Raw genomic sequence first — 19,476 nt, forward strand, 5'->3', positions numbered from 1 at the left:
AAAGATATGACGTACCCAGCTGCTGAACGCATGCCTGTCCGCCGGTCCGGGAGGACCCCGCATGACTGAGAAAACCGAACTGCTCGTCTGCATCAAATGCAAGCGCGGCACCGAAGTTACCGACGATGGCGAACGCCCCGGCACCCGCCTGATCGAAGAACTGGAGGCGCGCGGCATGCCGGAAGGTGTGACGCTAAAGGCCGCAGAATGTCTGCAGAACTGCGACCATGGCTGTTCGGTCGCGCTGCGCGGCGGGTCTGGAAAATGGACGTATGTGTACGGAAATCTGCACGAGACGTCGCATCTGGACACGCTGCTGGAGGGTGCGGCGCTCTATCATGAGACCAAGGATGGTCTGATCCCGTGGCGCACCCGCCCGGAACATTTCAAACGCAACTGTATCGCGCGCATTCCGCCGCTGGAGGACAACAATGGCTGATCTGGCAAAACTGCCCGTCACCGTAATCACGGGCTTTCTGGGCTCGGGCAAAACCACTCTGATTTCCAACCTGATCCGAAACCCCGGCGGCAAGCGCCTCGCGGTTGTTGTGAACGAGTTCGGCGACGTGGGCGTGGACGGCGATATCCTGAAAAGCTGTGCTATTCCGGACTGCCCGGCGGAAAATATCATGGAACTGGCGAACGGCTGCATCTGCTGCACCGTGGCCGATGATTTCATTCCGACGATCGAGGCGCTGATGGCGCTGGAGCCGCGCCCCGAGCACATTCTGATTGAAACCTCCGGACTGGCGCTGCCGAAGCCCCTGCTCAAAGCGTTCGACTGGCCGGATATCCGTTCCAAGATCACCGTGGATGGCGTTATTGCTCTGGCAGATGCAGAGGCCGTCGCCGCGGGCCGGTTTGCACCGGATGTCGCGGCCGTGGATGCCCAGCGTCTGGCGGATGACAGCATTGATCACGAAACGCCGCTGTCTGAGGTCTTTGGGGACCAGATTTCCTGCGCCGATATCATTCTGCTGACCAAACCCGATCTGGCCGGACCGGAGGGTGTTGCAAAGGCACGCGCCGTGATTGAAGCCGAGAGCCCGCGCGCCATTCCCGTGGTTGAGGTCGCGGAGGGCGAAGTGGACCCCCGCGTCATTCTGGGTCTTGAGGCGGCTGCCGAAGACGACATGGATGCACGGCCCTCGCATCATGACGGGCATGATGAGCATGAGCATGACGATTTCGATTCCGTTGTGGTCGATATCCCCGAGGTGACCGATCCCGCCGACCTCGTCGCGCGGATCGAGGACCTTGCGCGCAGCCAGAACGTACTGCGGGTCAAAGGCTATGCCGCTGTTACCGGAAAACCGATGCGCCTGCTGGTCCAGGCGGTCGGCGCCCGTGTGCGTCACCAGTATGACCGACCATGGGGCGCGGATGAGCCGCGGGCCGGGCGTCTTGTGGTGATCGGCGAGCATGACGACATCAGCCTGGATGCCATCCGCGCTGTTCTGTCCCCTGCCCGTGAGGCTGCCGAGTAACAGCCCATGCATGTTGTCTTCCGCGAAAGTCACGGTCTGGAGGAGACAGAGACGCCAACCGATCTGGGCCAGACGCCCGCAGATCTGGTGGTGCTCAGCCTGTCGGATTCAGACCTGGGCGCTCTTGCGGAAGCCTGGCACCGGGGCGGCGGCCCTGATGGCCGCCTGCCCGGTCTGCGGCTGGCCAATATCGCAGCACTCAAACATCCGCTTTCGGTGGACACCTATGTGGAGCAGACACTCGCAGGCGCAAAAGGTATCCTGATCCGGCTGATCGGCGGTGTTCCCTACTGGCCTTACGGACTGCAGCAGATCGAGGCGCTGGCCCGGGAAAAAGGCATCGCGCTGGCAGTTCTGCCCGCAGATGGCCGCACCGATGACCGTCTCGACGCGGTCTCTACCCTTCCTGTCTCAACACTCCGGCGGCTGCAACACTTGTGCGATACCGGAGGCGTGGTGGCATGGCAGGCGGCCCTGGCGCAGATGGCACTGGCATCCGGTCTGTATGCAGGTCCCGTGCGCGGTACAAAAACACTGCCTGTCGTCGGCGGCTGGACACCTGAATACGGCGTGACCTGCCCGGTTCTGGCCTGCGGGGTGGAAAAGCCGCTCGTTCTGGTCGTTTTCTACCGCTCCTATCTCGTTGCCGCCGATCTGGCCCCGGTCGAGGGGCTATTTGCGGTTCTCCGGGACGAAGGTTTCAGCGTGATGGGCCTCTTTGCCCCCTCGCTCAAGGCACCGGGGGCTACGGAATGGCTGCGGCGCCAGTGCGCGCATCTGCAACCTGCAGCCATCGTGAATGCCACGTCTTTTTCAGGGCAAGGGGCGCAGGGGCGGTCTCCTCTGGATGCCGCCGAGGTCCCGGTCTTCCAGGTGGCGCTGGCCACCTCGCGGCAGGAAGCCTGGGCAGAAGCCGAGCGCGGTCTGTCGCCCGCCGACCTTGCCATGCATGTTGTGCTGCCTGAGGTGGATGGCAGGATTTTCGCAGGCGTGGCGTCGTTCAAGGAACCTCAGCCGCGCGATCCGCACCTGGAATTTTCGAGGTTCGTGCACAAGGCACACAAAGAAAGACTCCGTGCCATTGCCCGGCGCGTAAAAGGCTGGACCTCTCTTGCCGCGAAAGCTCCGCGTGACCGCCGTGTCGGCATTCTCCTGTCGACCTATCCGGGCCGCGACTGGAACCTGGCGCATGCGGTCGGGCTGGATGCGATTGCATCTGCTGACGCCGTTCTCGAAGACCTGCGCGCCGCAGGATACAACGCTGAAGGACGCGTTTCAGCAGAAGACTTTGAAACGTCTACCGAAATCTGGGACACGGCGTCTTACAATACCGCACTTGGTCGCCTGCCTACCGGTCCGCGTGCAGACCTCGAAGAAGCCTGGGGCACGCGTGAAAGCTCGATGCATATGCGTGCGTTTCGGCGCGGCAATGTTGTCGTGGGGCTGCAGCCCGAACGTGGCAATCCACAGCACCGTGGTGACGAATACCACGACCTGTCCCGGGTCCCGTGTCATGAATACGTCGGATCCTACCTCTGGCTGCGCGAACAGGTTGACGTCATCGTGCACATCGGGGCGCACGGAACGCTGGAATGGCTGCCCGGAAAGGCAGCCGCTCTGTCCGGAGACTGCTGGCCAGAGGTGCTGATCGGCGCGACCCCGGTCATCTACCCCTTTATTGTGAACGACCCCGGCGAAGCTGCCCAGGCCAAGCGGCGCATCGGCGCAGTCACCCTCGGCCATATCCCGCCACCGATGGCAAAGGCCGCCACCCCGGCCCGGCTGACCCGTCTCGAAGCACTGCTGGACGAGTTTTCCAATGCGGACGGTCTGGATCCGAAACGGCGTGACAGGCTGCAGGGCGATATCCGCGATGAGGCCCGAGCCCTGGGCGTTGAGGATGAACTGGGGCTGGATGCTGCCGGCTGCGCGGCGGACGCCATCACCCGCATCGACCGCTTCGTCTGTGACGTGAAAGACAGCCAGTTCGGCGACGGTCTGCATATCTGGGGCCGGACGCCGCCCGGAGCCGCTCACTTTGACACCGCAACCTCGGCTAGCGCAGAACGCCACAGCCTAACAGCAGCGCTGGACGGGCGACGTATTGACGGCGGGCCTTCGGGATCCCCCTGGCGCGGGCGCATGGACGTGCTACCCACCGGGCGCAACCTTTATACAGTTGATCAGCGGTCTGTACCGACGCGCGCCGCATTTGCACAGGGGCAAAAACTCGCATCCGAATTCGTGCGACGTTACCTGCAGGACGAAGGCGACTGGCCCCGCACGCTTGTGGTCGATCTCTGGGGTTCAGCCACCATGCGCACGGCGGGCGAAGAATTCGCCATGGCACTTGATCTGATGGGGGTCCGGCCGGTCTGGGACGAGAAATCGGAGCGCGTCTCGGGTATCGAAGTGGTCCCGATCACCGAACTGGACCGCCCCCGCGTTGATGTCACGCTGCGGATCTCCGGCCTGTTCCGGGACGTGTTTCAGACGCTCACGGCGCTTTACGCCCAGGCCGTCCGGGTGCTGGCCGCCCGTGACGAAGCGCCGGACTGGAATCCCTATGTCACGTCAGGCGGATCACGTATCTTCGGCCCCGCACCCGGCAGTTTCGGTGTGGCGATAGACCCGTTGATCGGCGACTATTCGGAAGCCGCGCGCAAAGCGGCGGGCGAGGCCTGGCTGGCGGCATCATCCTGGGCGATCGACGGGGCCGAGATCACGCATGAGCCCGACACCATGCGCCGCCGGGTGGCGGATGCCGGGGCCTTCCTGCATCTGCAGGATCTGCCGGAAACGGACATCCTGCTGGCCAGCGATTATGCCACACATGAAGCGGGATTTGCCGCCGCCCAGGGCGTGACCGGAGGCAACGCCCGCCTCTTCCATCTCGATGCCACGGATATGGATCACCCGCGCAGCCGCACCCTGGCCGAGGAGGTAGCAAAGGTCGTGCACGGGCGCGCAACGCAGCCTGATTGGATTGCGGGCATGCGCAGACACGGGTTTCGTGGCGCTGCCGAAATCGCCGCAACACTGGAAAACATGGCCGCTTTTGCACAACTGGCTGATGTTGTTCAGAGCCATCTTTTCGATCTCTACTATGACGCCACACTGGGCGATCCGGAGGTTAACGGATTTCTGACGGACGCAAATCCTGAAGCGCATGCCGCCATGAAAGACCGGTTCGCCGCCCTTCATGCAGCAGGGCTGTGGAAGTCGCGGCGCAATTCAATCCTTGCCGCGCTGGAGGCCGCCGAATGAGCGATGCGCCCCGGATCAGGGGCTGGTGCCCCGGCGCCTGGCGGCCGATGATGTCGGGTGACGGACTTGTTGTCCGCATCAGACCGCTGCGCAACCGTTTGTCGCGCGATCAGGTGTCTGCCCTTGCCAGCCTGGCCGTCCGGTACGGCAACGGGATCATCGATCTGACGTCGCGCGCCAATCTTCAGATCCGCGGCGTCAGCCCGGACCAGCACGATGAACTGCTGCGCCATCTGGCCAGTGCCGGGCTGCTGGATGTGGACGCCGAAACCGAAGTGCGGCGCAATATTCTGTGTTCGCCGTTCTGGCAGGATGATGACCGCACCACGTGTCTGCATGACGCGCTTCTGGCGCGGATCACGGAAATGCCCGAACTGCCCGCAAAGATGGGGATTGCAGTCGATACAGGCGCGGGCCGATTGCTGGCAGAGAACCCCGCGGATTTCCGTTTTGAAAATGATGCAGAGGGATCGCTCATCCTGCGTGCCGATGGCGCCGCGACAGGCAGCAGGATTTCGGAAACAGACGCCCCGGACGCTCTGCTGGAAATGGCGCACTGGTTTGTCCTGAGTCGTGGCCCCGAGGCCGGACGCATGAAACGGCATCTCAGAGACGTCGCTCTGCCGGAAGAATTCACCGGCACAGCCCCGGCCCCAGCGGTCTCGACACCTCAGCCAGGGCGGCACCGGGAAGGCATGCTGCTTGGGGCGGCGTTTGGCGCGCTTGAGGCCAGCGCCCTGCTGGAGCTGATGGGCCGCGCCGATGTGGCCGGCATCAGGACAACGCCCTGGCGCATGTTTCTGGCGGAGACACACCAGCCGTTTGACACAGCCCACTTTATCAGCACCCCGGGGCACCCCGCGCTGCGCATCAGTGCCTGCCCGGGCGCGCCCAGCTGCGATCAGGCGCAGGCACCCACACGCCCGCTGGCCCGCCATCTTGCGACCCTTCTGGCGGCGGATCAGAGCCTGCATGTTTCCGGATGCTCCAAGGGCTGCGCCCACCGCAACGATGCGGATATTACTGTCGTGGGAAACGCGGGCGCATTCGATCTTGTCAGAAACGGCACAGCATGGGATGAGCCGCTCCGGCGCACTCTGTCCGGGGAAGACATTGCAAAGGAAGTGGCACAACGAAATGCCCTATGAATACGAAAAGAACGGCGCGGCGATCTATCTGGAAAGCTTCGCCACGATCCGGGCTGAGGCCAGCCTCGGCCGGTTCGACAAGGACGCCGAACAGGTTGTGGTGCGCATGATCCATGCCGCCGGGATGGTCGGGCTGGAAGAGCACGTGCAGGTGTCGGACGGGATGGTGCCTGCGGCACGCGCTGCCCTTGAAAGCGGCGCGCCCATTTTTTGCGACGCCTATATGGTCAGCGAGGGTGTGACGCGCAAACGCCTTCCGGCAGAAAATGACGTGATCTGCACGCTGCGTGACCCACGGGTACCGGACATGGCGCAGGCGCTGGGCACCACCCGGTCAGCCGCAGCACTCGAGTTGTGGCGTGACCGTCTGGAAGGCGCACTCGTCGCGATCGGCAACGCGCCCACAGCGCTGTTTCACCTGCTGGAGATGCTGGAAGACCCGGCCTGCCCGCGCCCAGCCGCGATCATCGGATGCCCGGTGGGTTTCGTTGGCGCGCGTGAGAGCAAGGAAGCGCTCTGGGCGGCGCTGCCTGTCCCTTCCATCATTGTAAACGGGCGACTCGGGGGCAGCGCGATTACCGTTGCGGCCATCAACGCCATCGCGAGCCGCGCAGAATGACCGGCACCCTCTATGGCGTGGGCCTCGGGCCCGGTGATCCCGAGCTGATGAGCGTGCGCGCCGACAGGCTGGTCCGGTCCACGCGTCATATCGCCTGGTTCCGGAAAGCCGGACGCGCGGGCCGCGCGCGCAGCATCGTCGAAGGCATGTTCCGCGACGACGTGGAAACCTTTGCTATGGAATACCCGGTCACTACGGAGATTCCGCTGAGCGATCCGCGCTACAATGAAATCCTGTCGGCCTTCTATGCCGAATGCTGCGGGCAGCTCGAAGCAACTGTGCGCAGCGGCGAGGATGTCGTGGTGCTGTGTGAGGGGGATCCGTTTTTCTACGGCTCATTCATGCATGCCTACACCCGCCTCAAAGACCGCATTCCGGTCGAGGTTGTGCCCGCCATTACCGGTATGTCCGCCGCCTGGACAGCCACCGGTGCGCCGGTCACATGGGGCGATGATATCCTTTCGACGGTCATGGGCACGCTGGACGAAGACACCCTGGCTGATGCGATGAATCGGGCAGACGCCCTAGTGGTCATGAAAATCGGGCGCAACCTGCCAAAGGTGCGCCGCGCACTGGAGGCAGCGGGCAAAACAGACCGCGCGGTGCTCGTGGAATATGCCAGCATGCAAGGGCAGCGCGTCTGCCAGCTGGGGGAATATGAAGGCGAAACCCTGCCCTATTTCTCGATCATCATCGTGCATGGGCAGGGCCGGCGCCCGTGACCGGCAGTGTTGTCATCGCAGGTCTGGGACCGGGCACGGATGCCATGGTCACGCCAGAGGTGAACCAGGCGCTGGAAAGCGCGACCGATGTTGTGGGCTACATCCCTTATGTGCGCCGAATTGCGCCACGCGAGGGCCTGACCCTGCATGAAAGTGACAACCGGGTTGAGCTGGACCGAGCGCGCCACGCGCTGGAAATGGCCGTTTCGGGTAAAAAGGTGGTCGTGGTCAGCTCTGGCGATCCGGGGGTCTTTGCGATGGCCTCGGCGGTTTTTGAAGCTGTTGAGGATGGACCAGTGGAATGGCGCAACCTGAGCATTCAGGTCCTGCCTGGTATTACCGCGATGCTGGCGGCGGCAGCGGCGGCGGGCGCGCCGCTTGGCCATGATTTCTGTGCAATCAATCTCAGTGACAACCTCAAACCATGGCCGCTGATCGAAAAGCGCCTGAGGCTGGCGGCAGAGGGTGATTTCGCCATGGGGTTTTACAACCCCCGCTCAAAGGCGCGGCCTGAAGGGTTTGCGCGGGTCCTGGAGGTGCTTGGCGAGGTGTGCGAACCGGAGCGGCTCATCATTTTCGCCCGTGCGGTCAGCACGCCAGAGCAGAAAATTCGCGTGGTGCCACTGGCCGAAGCAACGCCGGACATGGCCGACATGCGTACCGTTGTGCTGGTCGGCTCCTCGCGCACCCGTCTGATCCGGCGCGACGGTGCGCCATATGTTTATACACCGAGGTCCGTGCCCGAATGAACCACCCAGTCAAGCACCTGCTGCGGGCTGACCAGTTCGCGACGTTCAGGAAGGTCCGGACGCCCGATCATCAGAACGGGCAGCCGAAGGGACCGGGCCGCCGCGATTTTGGCATAGGCCCCGGTGCCCCCCGAATTTTTGGACACCACGAGATCAATCCGATGCTGTTGAATCAGCCGCCGATCGTCCTCTTCGGTGAACGGCCCGCGCGAGACAACAACCTCCGCCCTGGGAAACGGCAGTTTCTGTGCGGGTGGATCGACGAGCCGCAGCAGATAAAAATGCTGCCGGTTGGGCGCGAAAGCCTCCAGATGCATCCGGCCCACGGCCAGCATGACCCTCGCCACCGGCCGGTCAAGCGCGCGAACAGCGCCTTTGATACTGTCGACGTGCTGCCAGTCATCCCCCGGCTGGGGCGCCCAGGCCGGACGGCTCAGGGCCGCAACCGGCACATTGACACGGGCCGCTGCCGCAATGGCGTTGCGGCTCATCTGCGCCGCGAAGGGATGTGTCGCATCCACAAGATGCGTCACCGAATTGTCGGTCAGATACCGGCTCAGGCCATCAATCCCGCCGAAACCGCCGATCCGCAATGGCAGCGGCTGGCGCGCGGGACGTTCCACGCGGCCCGCGAGGGATACGACTGCCTTGAGGCCCGCCTCCGACACAGCGCGCGCGAGACGCGTGGCCTCAGTAGTCCCCCCAAGGATCAGCAGGTTCGGTGTCATGACTGAGACCCCCTGGATAACAATCGTCGGACTGGGCGAAGATGGACCGGATGGGCTGGCACCTGCAAGCCTTGCCGCACTCCGGTCTGCAGAAATTATCATGGGACCGCCCCGGCATCTCACGCTGTTGCCGGACGTTCCGGCAAAGCGGATCGAATGGCCAGTGCCCTTTACAGACGGTCTGGACATCCTCGAAGAATTCTCCGGCAGGCCGGTCGTGGTGCTCGCCTCGGGCGATCCGTTCTGGTTCGGTGCCGGAACTGTGCTGGCGAACAGGTTTGGGCGCGAGGCCCTGCGCGTGTTCCCCGGACCCTCCACCTTTTCACGGGCTGCGGCGCGGATGGGCTGGGCGCTGGAAAAGACCGTCTGTCTGGGACTGCACGCGGCCCCGCTCACGCGGATGCGCCCCTATCTGCACAAGGGCGCGCACCTCATGGTAACCCTGAGAGATGGTGCTGCAGTTGCGCAGTTGTGCGATTACCTCGCGGACACCGGCTTCGGCGCCTCCGCGGTGACCGTGATGGAAGCTCTGGGCGGGCCCTCAGAGCGCGTCACAGAAATGCAGGCGGACACGCCTTCCGGAGGCCCGTGGTCACATCCTGTCTGCGCGGCAATCGCCCCATCCGGCAGCGGAGCCGTTGTACCATCCTGCAGCGGGCTGCCTGACGCTTTGTTTGAAACCGACGGTGTCATGACAAAGCGCGCGGTGCGGGCGATGACACTCTCCGCGCTGGCCACCTGCCCGGGTGAGGTTCTGTGGGACATCGGCGGCGGTTCGGGTTCTGTGGCTGTCGAATGGCTGCTGGCGCATAACCGTTGCGACGCTTTCACGATTGAACCCCGCGCTGACCGGATCGCTTTGATCCGGGCAAATGCTGCAGCATTGGGCGCAGATCGCCTGAACGTGATCGAAGGCACGGCTCCCGAAGCGCTTGACGGGCTGCCTGTGCCGGATGCCGTGTTCATCGGCGGTGGGCTGACGGCCGCACTCCTCGAAGCCCTGAAAGAGCTTTTGCCGTCCGGCACGCGTCTGGTGGCGAATGCGGTGACGATGGAAGCCGAAGCCCTTCTTGCGGGTCTTCACGCAGAGAAAGGTGGGGACCTGCTACGGCTGGAACTCTCGTCAGCAAAGGCACTCGGCACCAAACGCAGCTGGGATACAGCCTACCCGGTTGTTCAGTGGAGCGGCCGGTTATGATAGTCGCGGGCTTTGGATTTCGCAGCACAGTGACCGTGGCCGATCTCAGAGCTGCTCTGGGAGCAGCCGGCAGTGACCGGCCTGTCGACGCGCTTGCCACCGTGGCCGACAAAGCGACGACAGATGCCTTTGTCCGGTTTGCCGCAGCTGAAAACCTCGACATCATTCCGGTTGACGCAGATGCGCTAGCGCGGCAACAGACGCTGACGCAGTCCGCTGTGTCTGACGCCGCGCGCGGAACCGGGTCCGTTGCGGAGGCCACGGCTCTCGCGGCAGCAGGCCACAGAGCACGGCTGCTTGCACCGCGTGTCGTTTCGGCAGACCGGACAGCCACCTGTGCTCTGGCAGAAGGAAAAGACTGATGACCGTTCACTTTATTGGTGCCGGACCCGGCGCACCCGATCTGCTGACCCTGCGGGGGCGCGATCTGATCGCCGCCTGCCCTGTGTGTCTTTATGCCGGATCGCTGGTGCCGGAGGCCATTCTCGGCCATTGCCCTGACGGCGCAAAGATTGTGAATACCGCACCGATGGATCTCGACGCTATCATCGATGAAATCGCCAAAGCACATGACGCCGGACGGGACGTGGCCCGTCTGCATTCCGGTGATCTGTCCGTATGGTCCGCGATGGGCGAACAGATTCGCCGTCTGCGGGAACGGGGCATTCCCTATTCCGTCACACCGGGCGTGCCGTCCTTTGCCGCTGCCGCAGCCAGCCTCGGCCAGGAACTGACCCTGCCCGGCCTGTCTCAGTCTCTTGTCCTGACACGCACTCAGGGGCGCGCCTCCTCCATGCCGGACGGCGAAACGCTGGCAGGTTTCGGTACCACAGGTGCAACGCTGGCACTGCATCTTTCCATCGGCAATCTCGCGCGCGTCGTCGAAGAGCTGACACCTTTTTACGGGGCCGACTGCCCGGTCGCGGTTGTGTTCCGCGCAACCTGGCCTGACGAACGCATCATCCGCGCAACGCTTGCAACAATCGAGGCGGAAATGGACCCGTCTGTGACGCGCACAGCCCTGATTTTTGTGGGCCCGTCTGTCAGCGGCGAAGGTTTCACAGAAAGCTGCCTTTACGCTGCAGACTATGACCGCCGGTACCGGCCGCAGACGGCCGACAGCCCCTGGTCAGAATGGAAACAGGGCGATGACTGATACCCCTCCCGGCATTCTGATCTCTGCCCCCTCTTCCGGTACCGGCAAAACCACCGTGATGCTCGGCCTGTTGCGCGCGTTGCGGGACAAAGGCCTGCAGGTGCAGCCCTTTAAATCCGGGCCGGACTATATCGACCCGGCGTTTCACCGGGCTGCATCGGGGCGTGCGTCCTTCAACATCGACACCTGGGCGATGCACGGATCCCTGCTGGACGGCATTGCCGGCCAGATGCAGGGCGCTGACATCTGCGTCGCCGAAGGGTCCATGGGTCTTTATGACGGTGTGGCTACGCGCGGGCAGACCGGGTTCGGCTCCAGCGCGGAAACCGCAACGCGGATGGGCTGGCCTGTTGTGCTGGTGATCGATGTCGGCGGCCAGGCGCAATCCGCCGCCGCAACCGCGCTCGGCTTTCGCGCCTATGCACCCGATCTGCCCTTTGCAGGGGTGATCCTGAACCGTGTGGCCAGCCCGCGTCATGAACGTCTGGCCCGTCTCGGGATGGACCAGGCCGGGATCCGTGTTCTGGGCGTGCTGCCCCGGCGCGGCGACCTGACTTTGCCGGAACGGCACCTGGGTCTGATCCAGGCCGTGGAACACCCGGACCTTGAAGCGGCTATCGCGGGATATGCCGATTTTCTTTCTGAACATGTGGACGTCATGGCCATCCGCGAAGCGGCTGCGGGATCTGCGCCGGAAAAGAGCGGCACGCTGCCCATGCCACCCGCTCAGCGTATCGCGCTGGCGCGGGACGCCGCCTTTTCGTTCACCTATCCGCACCTTCTGCAGGGTTGGCGCGATGCCGGAGCAGAAATACTGCCATTTTCCCCGCTGGCAGATGAGGCGCCTCCGGCTGATGCTGATCTTGTCTGGTTGCCGGGGGGTATCCGGAACTGCATGCGGGAACGCTTGCGGCTGCTGAAAACTTCATGGCCGGGCTCCGCCGGCACGCCGGAACACGGCCTGTGCATGGGGAGTGTGGCGGGTACATGGCCCTGGGTCGCACCCTGATCGACAAAGACGGAACGGCGCACGAGATGGCGGGTTTGCTGGGTCTTGTAACATCCTACGAAAAAAGAAAGTTTCACCTCGGTTACCGCCGGGCTGTTTTGCAACAGGGAATGCCCGGCTACACCGGCGGTCAGGCGCTGCGCGGGCATGAATTCCATTATTCCAGCATTCTGGAACAGCCCGACGCCCCGCTGGCGGATGTCTTTGACGCCGACGGCAACCCTGTGCCTGAAACCGGATCACACCGGGGTCATGTGTCCGGCACGTTCTTCCATCTGATCACGCCGGAGGCCGTATGAGCGGTTTTGTCTCGTTTGTCGGCTCAGGTCCCGGCGATCCCGAGCTCCTGACTCTCAAGGCCGTTGACCGCCTGAAACGTGCGGATGCGGTGCTTTTTGATGATCTGTCCTCCGGCCCGATCCTCACACATGCGCGCGCGGGCGCCGATCTGGTCGGTGTCGGCAAACGCGCAGGACGTCCCTCCCCACGTCAGGATCACGTCAGCCGGCTTCTGGTCGACTATGCACTGGAAGGCGGCAGGATCGTCCGGTTGAAATCAGGCGACAGCGGGCTGTTCGGGCGGCTGGAAGAAGAGCTTGTGGCGCTGCGTCATGCCGGTATCGACTATGAAATCATCCCGGGCGTTCCTTCGGCGGTTGCGGCCGCTGCTGCCTGCGGCATCCCGCTCACGCGGCGGCTCACGGCGCGGCGGGTGCAGTTTGTAACAGGACACGACGCCAGAGGGACCCTGCCAGAAGATCTGGACCTCGCGGCCCTGGCAGATCCAACCGCCTGCACGGTTGTTTTCATGGGCAAACGGACGTTTCCGGCCCTGTGTCAGACGCTCATGGAAAAAGGCCTGCCTGCATCAACCCCTGCAATTCTGGCGGAGGCCGTGGGCACGCCCGACCAGGAGGTAACACGGAGCACTGTGGCGGACCTGGCCTCAGACCTGGCACAGGAAATCGGGACCAGACCGGCTCTCATCCTTTATGGCCCGCTGGCCGATATCTGACCGTGCGGACCCTGTGATACAAACATCTTCCAAAGTGCTGTGCGGGGACAATCAGTCCGGGATGTGCCAGTATCAGTGGTTCCTTTGCAGGAGGCTGAGATGATCAAAGAGCTTTGGCTGGTCGGGATCGGGACGGGATCGCCTGATCACCTGACACGCGAGGGGCGCACAGCGCTGCGGGATGCGGCCGCCGTCCTGTTGCCCCGCAAGGGTCCGGGCAAGGATGATCTGGCCAGACTGCGCGAAGACCTGCTGGCGTCAACAGGCTCCGAAGCACAGGTTCTGCCCTTTGACATGCCTGTGCGCGACGAAAACCTGCCGTATCAGGAACGTGTCGAACGCTGGCACGATGAGATCGCCACGCTCTGGCAGGACACGCTGCGCGGCGCGGAGGTGGATGGCCCGGTGGCCCTGATGGTCTGGGGCGATCCGGGGCTTTATGACAGCACCCTGCGCATTGCCGGGCGGCTTGACCCGATGCCGGCGTTGCGTGTCGTGCCGGGCATTACCGCGCTGCAGGCGCTGACTGCCGCACATGCTGTGCCCTTCAACACAATTGATGGTGCTGTGACCGTCACAACAGGCCAGAAACTGCGTGAAAAGGGCATGCCCGGGAAAAGCTCTTCGGTCTTTGTGATGCTCGACGGGCAGTGCAGTTTCAGACAGGCAAACACTGATCACTGCTACATCTGGTGGGGTGCGTTTCTGGGCATGCCGGAACAGGTTATTCTGTCCGGTCCGGTGTCAGAAGTCGCCGGGAGGATTGTCGCCCTGCGCGCGGCAGAGCGGGACCGGCATGGTTGGATCATGGACACCTACCTGCTGCGGCCGATGGATCAGGTGTCACCGGCGCCGAGAAAATCCAGCACGAGCTGATTGAACAGCGCGGGCTTTTCCAGGTGCACCGCATGGGCACAACCCGGAACAACCGCGAGACCCGCCTGCGGGATATCCCGCCACAGCTGGTGAACCTGCTCCCATTGATAGGTGCGGTCACCATCGCCCCAAAGAACCAGTGTCGGCACCTCAATATCCGCCAGCCAGGCGCTCCCGTCCCAGGCATCCATAGCATTCAGCCCGCCTTCAAAAGCAGGCAGCCCGGTCTGTGCTGCAATGCCCGCACAGGCGGGGTATTCTGCGGCACCCTCTCGCGCCTGAAACCATGTCGCCGCAATACGCCGCGCGCTGACCTCCACCCCGTCACGTGCCGCGCGGGCCTGGCTTTCAGCAATGGTTTCAAACCGGCCGGGCAGGCGCCCGCGTGGCCCTGTTCCATAAAGGACCAGCCGGTCAATGCGTTCGGGCTGCTGATGGATCATCTGCTGAACGATCATGCCACCCATGGAGTGCCCCAGCAGATCGAACCGTGTCACACCGGCATGATCCAGCTGGGCCAACACATCGTCCGCAAAACCACCAATCGAACTGACAGCGGTATCCCCGCTGCGGGCACCGAACCCCGGCAGGTCGACGGCGATGATCTCCCTGCCCTGCCCCAGACCCCGGATCTGGTGCGGCCACTGGGCACTGCCGCCCATGAAGCCATGCACCAGAACCAGTGGGTTCACTTACGCTGCCCCTGAACGATCCGGTCAAGGATCATCGCGCAGAAAAGGATGGAGAAGCCAGCAAGGATACCCTGGCCGACGTTTGCGTACTGCAGCGCCTCCAGAACATCCTCGCCAAGCCCCTTGGCCCCGATCAGCGAGGCCACAACGACCATTGCCAGTGAGAGCATGATCGTCTGGTTAATCCCGGCGCGGATGGAAGGTGCCGCAAGTGGCAGATCGACCTTGGTCAGCAGGTACCACTTATTCGCGCCAAAACTGATCGCCGCTTCACGTACGCTTTCCGGCACGCCACGCAGCCCGAGCACGGTCAGACGCACAACAGGAGTGCCGCCGAAGATCATTGTCACCACCACAGCCGCCGGTTTGCCGACGCCAAAGAAAGCGATGACCGGCACCATGAAAACAAAAGCCGGCATGGTTTGCATGAAATCCATGATCGGCTGGATAAACGCATAAAACCGCGGTCGCCGCGCGGCGAACATGCCCAGCGGAATGCCGATCACGATCGACAGACAGGCTGCCGTGCCCAGCAGCGCCAGCGTCGTCATCGCAGCTTCCCAGAAGCCCAGCAGCCCCATGTAGGACAGGAATGCACCCGAATAGATCGCGGTCCGCAAACCTGCAGTCAGCCAGGTCAGCAGAATGATCAGGCTGGCAATTACGATCCAGGGCGTCTGCACCAGGATGACCTCAAGCGCATCCAGCAGCCCGCGGATACCGATGGTGAGCAGATCGAAGAACGCCTCGCTGTTGCGGACGCACCAGGCGATAAAGTCTTCTACCCACTGGATACCTGTCAGCCTGATATCCGGGTCCGTCGGGAATTCGCTGAGCAGCGAGAAACGCCCCGGGAAACTGTAGTGGATCATTGCAGCCGTCACGATCAGTGCCATGAAGACGGCGCTGAATGCGATCTGCTGCACGGGCATGGCGGAGCGGATGGTGCGGTCAGACAGCCAGTCCGAGAACCGCGCCTCCAGCGCCCAGTTGGCGACGATGGCCTGAATGGCCTTGACCACCAGCAGGATTCCAAGACCGGTGAGCGCGATGGTGGGGCCTTCCGCCGCCATCGCTTCGGCTTCGGCACGGATGCCGCCGATGTTGGCCTCCAGCGACTCAACCGTGCGAGTGTAGACGTCCACCTTGTCCGAATTGGATTCTATCGCTGCTTCCAGCTGTCTGCGCCGCAGTTCCAGCGTGCCTTCGATAGACGCAATGCGTTCCATTGCATCCGCCGCCAGATCGCCGAAAAGACCACGCGCGATCTGAACCAGTGCGAGGGTCTCCAGGATCAGGAACGGCAGCGCCCAGGTCCACAGACCACGCGCACCGAACCAGACGGGGCCAAAGATGCCCGCCATCAGATTGAACGTTGCCGTGAAACGCGAGGACTCACCGATCCGGTCAAAGTTGCTGATGTAGTAGTCCGGGCTCGTCCGCACAAAAGTGCGTATGTTCTCGCGCCGCTCCTCGGCATAGGCCAGTGCTGCTTCGCTTTCCGTATCTTCCAGCGGGTTCACGCCATCCGGGTTCACATCCGTAGTGCTCATGATACTTCCGTCCCTTCGATCACAGTCCGCAGAAGATCGGCGCGGGTAATGACGCCAACATCAGAACCGCCGTCTTCCACCAGAATGGCGTCGCTGTTGTCGATTGCGAGGTTGATCAGCGTGCTGAGGTTTTCGCCCTCATTGACACGCGGCGCATCGGCAGAGATCGGACCGTTGGCTGCGACATATTCGGGAATGGACTGCATCACCGCATGCGCCCGCACAACTTTCAGGCGCGAAATTCCCGCAACGAAATCAGCAACATAATCATCTGCCGGGTTCATCACGATATCTTCGGCCGTGCCGATCTGCACGACCTTGCCGTCCCGCATGATCGCGATCCGGTTCCCGATTCGGACCGCTTCGTCGAGATCGTGCGTGATGAAGATCGTTGTCTTTTTCAGGATCTTGCTGAGACGGATAAATTCGTCCTGCAACTGACGCCGGATCAGCGGGTCCAGCGCCGAAAACGGCTCGTCCATCAGCAGAACATCCGGGTTGGCCGCAAGAGCGCGGGCAAGCCCAACGCGCTGCTGCATGCCGCCGGACAGTTCATGCGCGAACTTTGAGCCCCACGCCCCCAGTTCAACGATATCGAGGATTGCCGCCGCCTGTCGCATCCGCTCGTTCTTGCTGACCTGCCGGATTTCCAGCGGCATGGCTACGTTGTCCAGCACCGACCGGTGCGGCATCAGAGCGAAGTTCTGGAAAACCATCCCGATCTTGTTGTTCCGAAACTCCTGCAGCTCCTGTGTGCCCAGCGCCATGACGTCGGTGCCTTCGATCTCAATCTTGCCGGCGGTTGGCTCAAGAAGGCGGTTGAAGTGGCGTACCATCGTGGATTTGCCACTGCCGGACAGGCCCATGATGCAGAAAATCTCGCCCCGGTTCACCGACATGCTGACGTCGGCCACACCGACCACGCAGTTGTATTCGGCAAGCACCTCAGCCTTTGTAAGCCCCCTGTCCCGGATCGCCTGCAGCGCGATTTCGGGCTTTGAGCCGAAAATCTTCCAGACGTTTGAGATTTTGATGACTGTGTCGTCGCTCATGGCGGACCTTCCGTTGGCTATGCGGGGCAACAGGTGCCGGCGGTCGGACTGCCCCGGGCCCGGCCCGGAGCAGTTTCTTACAGAGGTTCAGCTGATCAGAGACCCAGCCAGGCGTCCACACGGTCAGGGTTTGCTTCGACCCATTCGCGTGCCACATCGGCCGGCTCACGGCCTTTGCCGCTGATTTCATAGGCAAAGCCGGACACATCATCAGCAGTCAGCGAAAAGCGGCTGAAGAACTCGGCGATGGCCGGCGAACGGCCTTCCAGCGAATTCGACCATGCGATCTGCACGTTTTTCAGGGCGTCTTTGGTCGCAACAGAGGACTTTTCATACCAGTCCGCATCGTCTGACGGCTGGACCATGACGTATTTTGCCGGATCGAAAGTAGGTTCGCTCAGCATTTCGACGTCAAACTGGAACCAGATCGCGTGCGGCTTGTAGCAGTAGAACGCATAGCCTTCGTCCTTGGCGATGGAATCCTTGACCCGCGCCGTCTTGACGCTCTCCTCTGCGCGGACCGGCTCGATGAAGTCCAGCAGGCCATAGTCACGGACCTTCACTTCGTTCACGTTCGCCGATGCCCAGCCCGGTGCACCGATCCACATCTCGCCTTTGCCGTTACCGTCGCTGTCCATCAGCGCCGCAACATCCGGGCGCCCCAGATCAGCGATGTCCGTGATGTTCTGTGCTTCGGCAAAATTCTTGGAAACGCAGAAGCCCTGGTTGCCCTCGTATGGGTTCGACGACAGCGTCACAGTGCCCGCCTCATCCACATACTTTTTAGTGAAGCTTTCCTGGTTCGGCAGCCAGACGTCGGGGTGCACATCAATGTCGCCCTTGCCCTGGTCCATCGCCTGGAAGATCGTCGCGTTGTTGCCGGGCACCATTTCGGCCTTGCCGCCGATGCGCATCTCAACAACGGCAGCCAGCACATGCGCAATGGCCTGTGCACCGGTCCAGGACGGTACGCCGATTTTGACTTCTTCAGCCGCCAGAGCCGGCGCTGAGCCCAGCGCCAGTGCGGCGGTTGCCGAAATCAGTGTTTTTCTCAGTGACATTCAGTTTCTCCTTGTTGGTCTTTTTTGGTTTCTTATTCCGTGTAGCCCGGCAAACCGAAGGTTTCCGGATAGCCGAACAGTGCGGCACTGCCGCCAGTATGCAAAAAGACGATGTTTTCCATATCGCCAAAATGGCCCTTCTGAACCAGATCAATGAGTCCATCCAGGCCCTTGCCCGAGTAAACCGGGTCAAACAGCAGCCCCTCTGTTGTGGCCAGCAGGCGCACCGCTTTTTTCATACCTTCGGTTGGCAGACCATAGCCCGGACCGACGTATTCACAGTTGGCGCGCACCGACGCGCGGTCGATCTCCAGACCCGTGCCCAGGTAGTCCGCAGTCCGCTGGGCCAGGTCAAAGACCATCTGCTCCTGTTTTTCCTGTGGCGCACGCACGCCGATGCCCAGCAGGTGAATATTGCTCTGCAGCGCCGCCAGCCCTGCAACAAGGCCCGCCTGCGTACCGGAACTGCCGGTCGCATGCACCAGCGCATCAATCCGCAGGCCCATGTCCACCGATTGTTCGGCCAGTTCGCGGGCACAGTTGACGTAGCCAAGCGCGCCAATCGCATTCGAGCCGCCACCCGGAATGATGTAGGGGCGCTTGCCATTAGCCATCAGCTTTTCAGCCAGCGCTTCCATTTCCGCATTCATATCAGTTCCGCCGCCGCGCTTTGACACAGTCGCGCCATGCAGGCGGTCCATCAGGACGTTTCCGTTCAGGATATAGCTGTCGTCGTTGTAGCCGGTCCGGTCTTCGAGCAGAATATGGCATTCCATGCCGAGCTTGGCTGATGCGGCCGCCGTTTGCCGGGCATGGTTGGACTGCGTCGCGCCCTGCGTGATGATTGTGTCCGCGCCCTGCTTCTGCGCGTCCGCCATGAGATATTCCAGTTTGCGCGTTTTGTTGCCACCCGAAGACAATCCGGTGCAGTCATCGCGCTTGACCCAGATGCGCGGTCCACCAAGCATTTCGCTCAGCCGGTCCATCGGTTCCAGCGGCGTCGGCAGATGGCCCAGACGTACACGGGGGTACTTGGCCAGAACGATCGACAGTTCTTTTGCCAGACCCGCTGTCAGTTCGGGCGCAACAGTGCCCTGGTTTTCCGTCATCACACCTTCTTCACTCACGCAGCAGATCCTCCCTT

At 62.6% G+C, this 19,476-nt stretch carries 18 protein-coding genes and 1 pseudogene; 13 read left to right on the forward strand and 6 right to left on the reverse strand.

The window, feature by feature from the left end:
- Nucleotides 1-61: 61 nt before the first annotated feature.
- The 7 genes from ACZ1HA_RS09805 to cobJ are packed head-to-tail and all read left to right on the forward strand — an operon-like array spanning nt 62 to nt 7,992.
- Complete coding sequence (locus ACZ1HA_RS09805; protein ID WP_472713715.1) at nt 62-439, forward strand: DUF1636 family protein; 378 nt, start codon at nt 62-64, stop codon at nt 437-439.
- The gene (cobW, locus tag ACZ1HA_RS09810; RefSeq protein ID WP_472713716.1) at nt 432-1,487 is read left to right on the forward strand and encodes a cobalamin biosynthesis protein CobW; all 1,056 of its coding nucleotides are present in this window, start codon (nt 432-434) and stop codon (nt 1,485-1,487) included. The genes ACZ1HA_RS09805 and cobW overlap by 8 nt, the downstream gene beginning before the upstream one ends.
- Before the next feature lie 6 nt (nt 1,488-1,493).
- On the forward strand, nt 1,494-4,754 hold the full coding sequence (gene cobN, locus ACZ1HA_RS09815) for a cobaltochelatase subunit CobN (RefSeq protein ID WP_472713717.1): 3,261 nt from the start codon (nt 1,494-1,496) through the stop codon (nt 4,752-4,754).
- Entirely contained in the window at nt 4,751-5,902 is a 1,152-nt protein-coding gene (locus ACZ1HA_RS09820; RefSeq protein WP_472713718.1) for a precorrin-3B synthase, read from the forward strand. The genes cobN and ACZ1HA_RS09820 overlap by 4 nt, the downstream gene beginning before the upstream one ends.
- Nucleotides 5,892-6,521, forward strand: a complete 630-nt coding sequence (locus tag ACZ1HA_RS09825; RefSeq protein ID WP_472713719.1) for a precorrin-8X methylmutase — start codon at nt 5,892-5,894, stop codon at nt 6,519-6,521. The genes ACZ1HA_RS09820 and ACZ1HA_RS09825 overlap by 11 nt, the downstream gene beginning before the upstream one ends.
- The gene (locus ACZ1HA_RS09830) at nt 6,518-7,243 is read left to right on the forward strand and encodes a precorrin-2 C(20)-methyltransferase (RefSeq protein ID WP_472713720.1); all 726 of its coding nucleotides are present in this window, start codon (nt 6,518-6,520) and stop codon (nt 7,241-7,243) included. The genes ACZ1HA_RS09825 and ACZ1HA_RS09830 overlap by 4 nt, the downstream gene beginning before the upstream one ends.
- Complete coding sequence (cobJ, locus tag ACZ1HA_RS09835; protein ID WP_472713721.1) at nt 7,240-7,992, forward strand: precorrin-3B C(17)-methyltransferase; 753 nt, start codon at nt 7,240-7,242, stop codon at nt 7,990-7,992. The genes ACZ1HA_RS09830 and cobJ overlap by 4 nt, the downstream gene beginning before the upstream one ends.
- Here cobJ and ACZ1HA_RS09840 read toward each other — a convergent pair.
- Nucleotides 7,965-8,720, reverse strand: coding sequence for a cobalt-precorrin-6A reductase (locus ACZ1HA_RS09840; protein WP_472713722.1), 756 nt, complete (start codon nt 8,718-8,720; stop codon nt 7,965-7,967). The two genes, cobJ and ACZ1HA_RS09840, sit on opposite strands and share 28 nt — an antisense overlap.
- Between ACZ1HA_RS09840 and cbiE the strand changes: the two genes are divergently transcribed.
- The 6 genes and pseudogenes from cbiE to cobF all read left to right on the forward strand — a co-directional run bounded on the left by cbiE (nt 8,719) and on the right by cobF (nt 13,974).
- Complete coding sequence (cbiE, locus tag ACZ1HA_RS09845; RefSeq protein ID WP_472713723.1) at nt 8,719-9,918, forward strand: precorrin-6y C5,15-methyltransferase (decarboxylating) subunit CbiE; 1,200 nt, start codon at nt 8,719-8,721, stop codon at nt 9,916-9,918. The genes ACZ1HA_RS09840 and cbiE overlap by 2 nt on opposite strands.
- A complete protein-coding gene (locus tag ACZ1HA_RS09850) occupies nt 9,915-10,280 on the forward strand; it encodes a cobalamin biosynthesis protein (RefSeq protein WP_472713724.1) in 366 nt (121 codons plus the stop codon). Before cbiE ends, ACZ1HA_RS09850 begins: the two co-directional genes overlap by 4 nt.
- Nucleotides 10,280-11,074, forward strand: a complete 795-nt coding sequence (cobM, locus tag ACZ1HA_RS09855; protein ID WP_472713725.1) for a precorrin-4 C(11)-methyltransferase — start codon at nt 10,280-10,282, stop codon at nt 11,072-11,074. Before ACZ1HA_RS09850 ends, cobM begins: the two co-directional genes overlap by 1 nt.
- Nucleotides 11,067-12,382: pseudogene (locus tag ACZ1HA_RS09860) on the forward strand (cobyrinate a,c-diamide synthase). Before cobM ends, ACZ1HA_RS09860 begins: the two are co-directional and overlap by 8 nt.
- The gene (cobA, locus tag ACZ1HA_RS09865; RefSeq protein ID WP_472713726.1) at nt 12,379-13,098 is read left to right on the forward strand and encodes a uroporphyrinogen-III C-methyltransferase; all 720 of its coding nucleotides are present in this window, start codon (nt 12,379-12,381) and stop codon (nt 13,096-13,098) included. The pseudogene ACZ1HA_RS09860 and the gene cobA overlap by 4 nt, the downstream one beginning before the upstream one ends.
- Nucleotides 13,099-13,197: 99 nt before the next feature.
- Nucleotides 13,198-13,974: a precorrin-6A synthase (deacetylating) gene (cobF, locus tag ACZ1HA_RS09870; RefSeq protein ID WP_472713727.1), complete on the forward strand. Its 777-nt coding sequence runs from the start codon at nt 13,198-13,200 to the stop codon at nt 13,972-13,974.
- On the opposite strand, the gene ACZ1HA_RS09875 is transcribed toward cobF, so the two are convergent.
- The 5 genes from ACZ1HA_RS09875 to cuyA all read right to left on the reverse strand — a co-directional run bounded on the left by ACZ1HA_RS09875 (nt 13,935) and on the right by cuyA (nt 19,378).
- Nucleotides 13,935-14,666, reverse strand: a complete 732-nt coding sequence (locus ACZ1HA_RS09875) for an alpha/beta fold hydrolase (protein WP_472713728.1) — start codon at nt 14,664-14,666, stop codon at nt 13,935-13,937. The genes cobF and ACZ1HA_RS09875 overlap by 40 nt on opposite strands.
- On the reverse strand, nt 14,663-16,219 hold the full coding sequence (locus ACZ1HA_RS09880) for an ABC transporter permease (RefSeq protein ID WP_472713729.1): 1,557 nt from the start codon (nt 16,217-16,219) through the stop codon (nt 14,663-14,665). Before ACZ1HA_RS09880 ends, ACZ1HA_RS09875 begins: the two co-directional genes overlap by 4 nt.
- Nucleotides 16,216-17,271 carry a quaternary amine ABC transporter ATP-binding protein gene (locus ACZ1HA_RS09885; protein ID WP_436399149.1) on the reverse strand — a complete coding sequence of 352 codons (1,056 nt, stop codon included), beginning with the start codon at nt 17,269-17,271 and terminating at the stop codon, nt 16,216-16,218. Before ACZ1HA_RS09885 ends, ACZ1HA_RS09880 begins: the two co-directional genes overlap by 4 nt.
- Nucleotides 17,272-17,366: 95 nt before the next feature.
- Nucleotides 17,367-18,332 (reverse strand): ABC transporter substrate-binding protein, encoded by a 966-nt coding sequence (locus ACZ1HA_RS09890; protein ID WP_375230677.1) that lies wholly within the window; start codon nt 18,330-18,332, stop codon nt 17,367-17,369.
- 32 nt (nt 18,333-18,364) lie between these two features.
- Nucleotides 18,365-19,378 (reverse strand): D-cysteate sulfo-lyase, encoded by a 1,014-nt coding sequence (cuyA, locus tag ACZ1HA_RS09895; RefSeq protein ID WP_472715315.1) that lies wholly within the window; start codon nt 19,376-19,378, stop codon nt 18,365-18,367.
- Nucleotides 19,379-19,476: the final 98 nt, after the last annotated feature.

Source organism: Roseobacter sp. S87 (assembly GCF_055693285.1).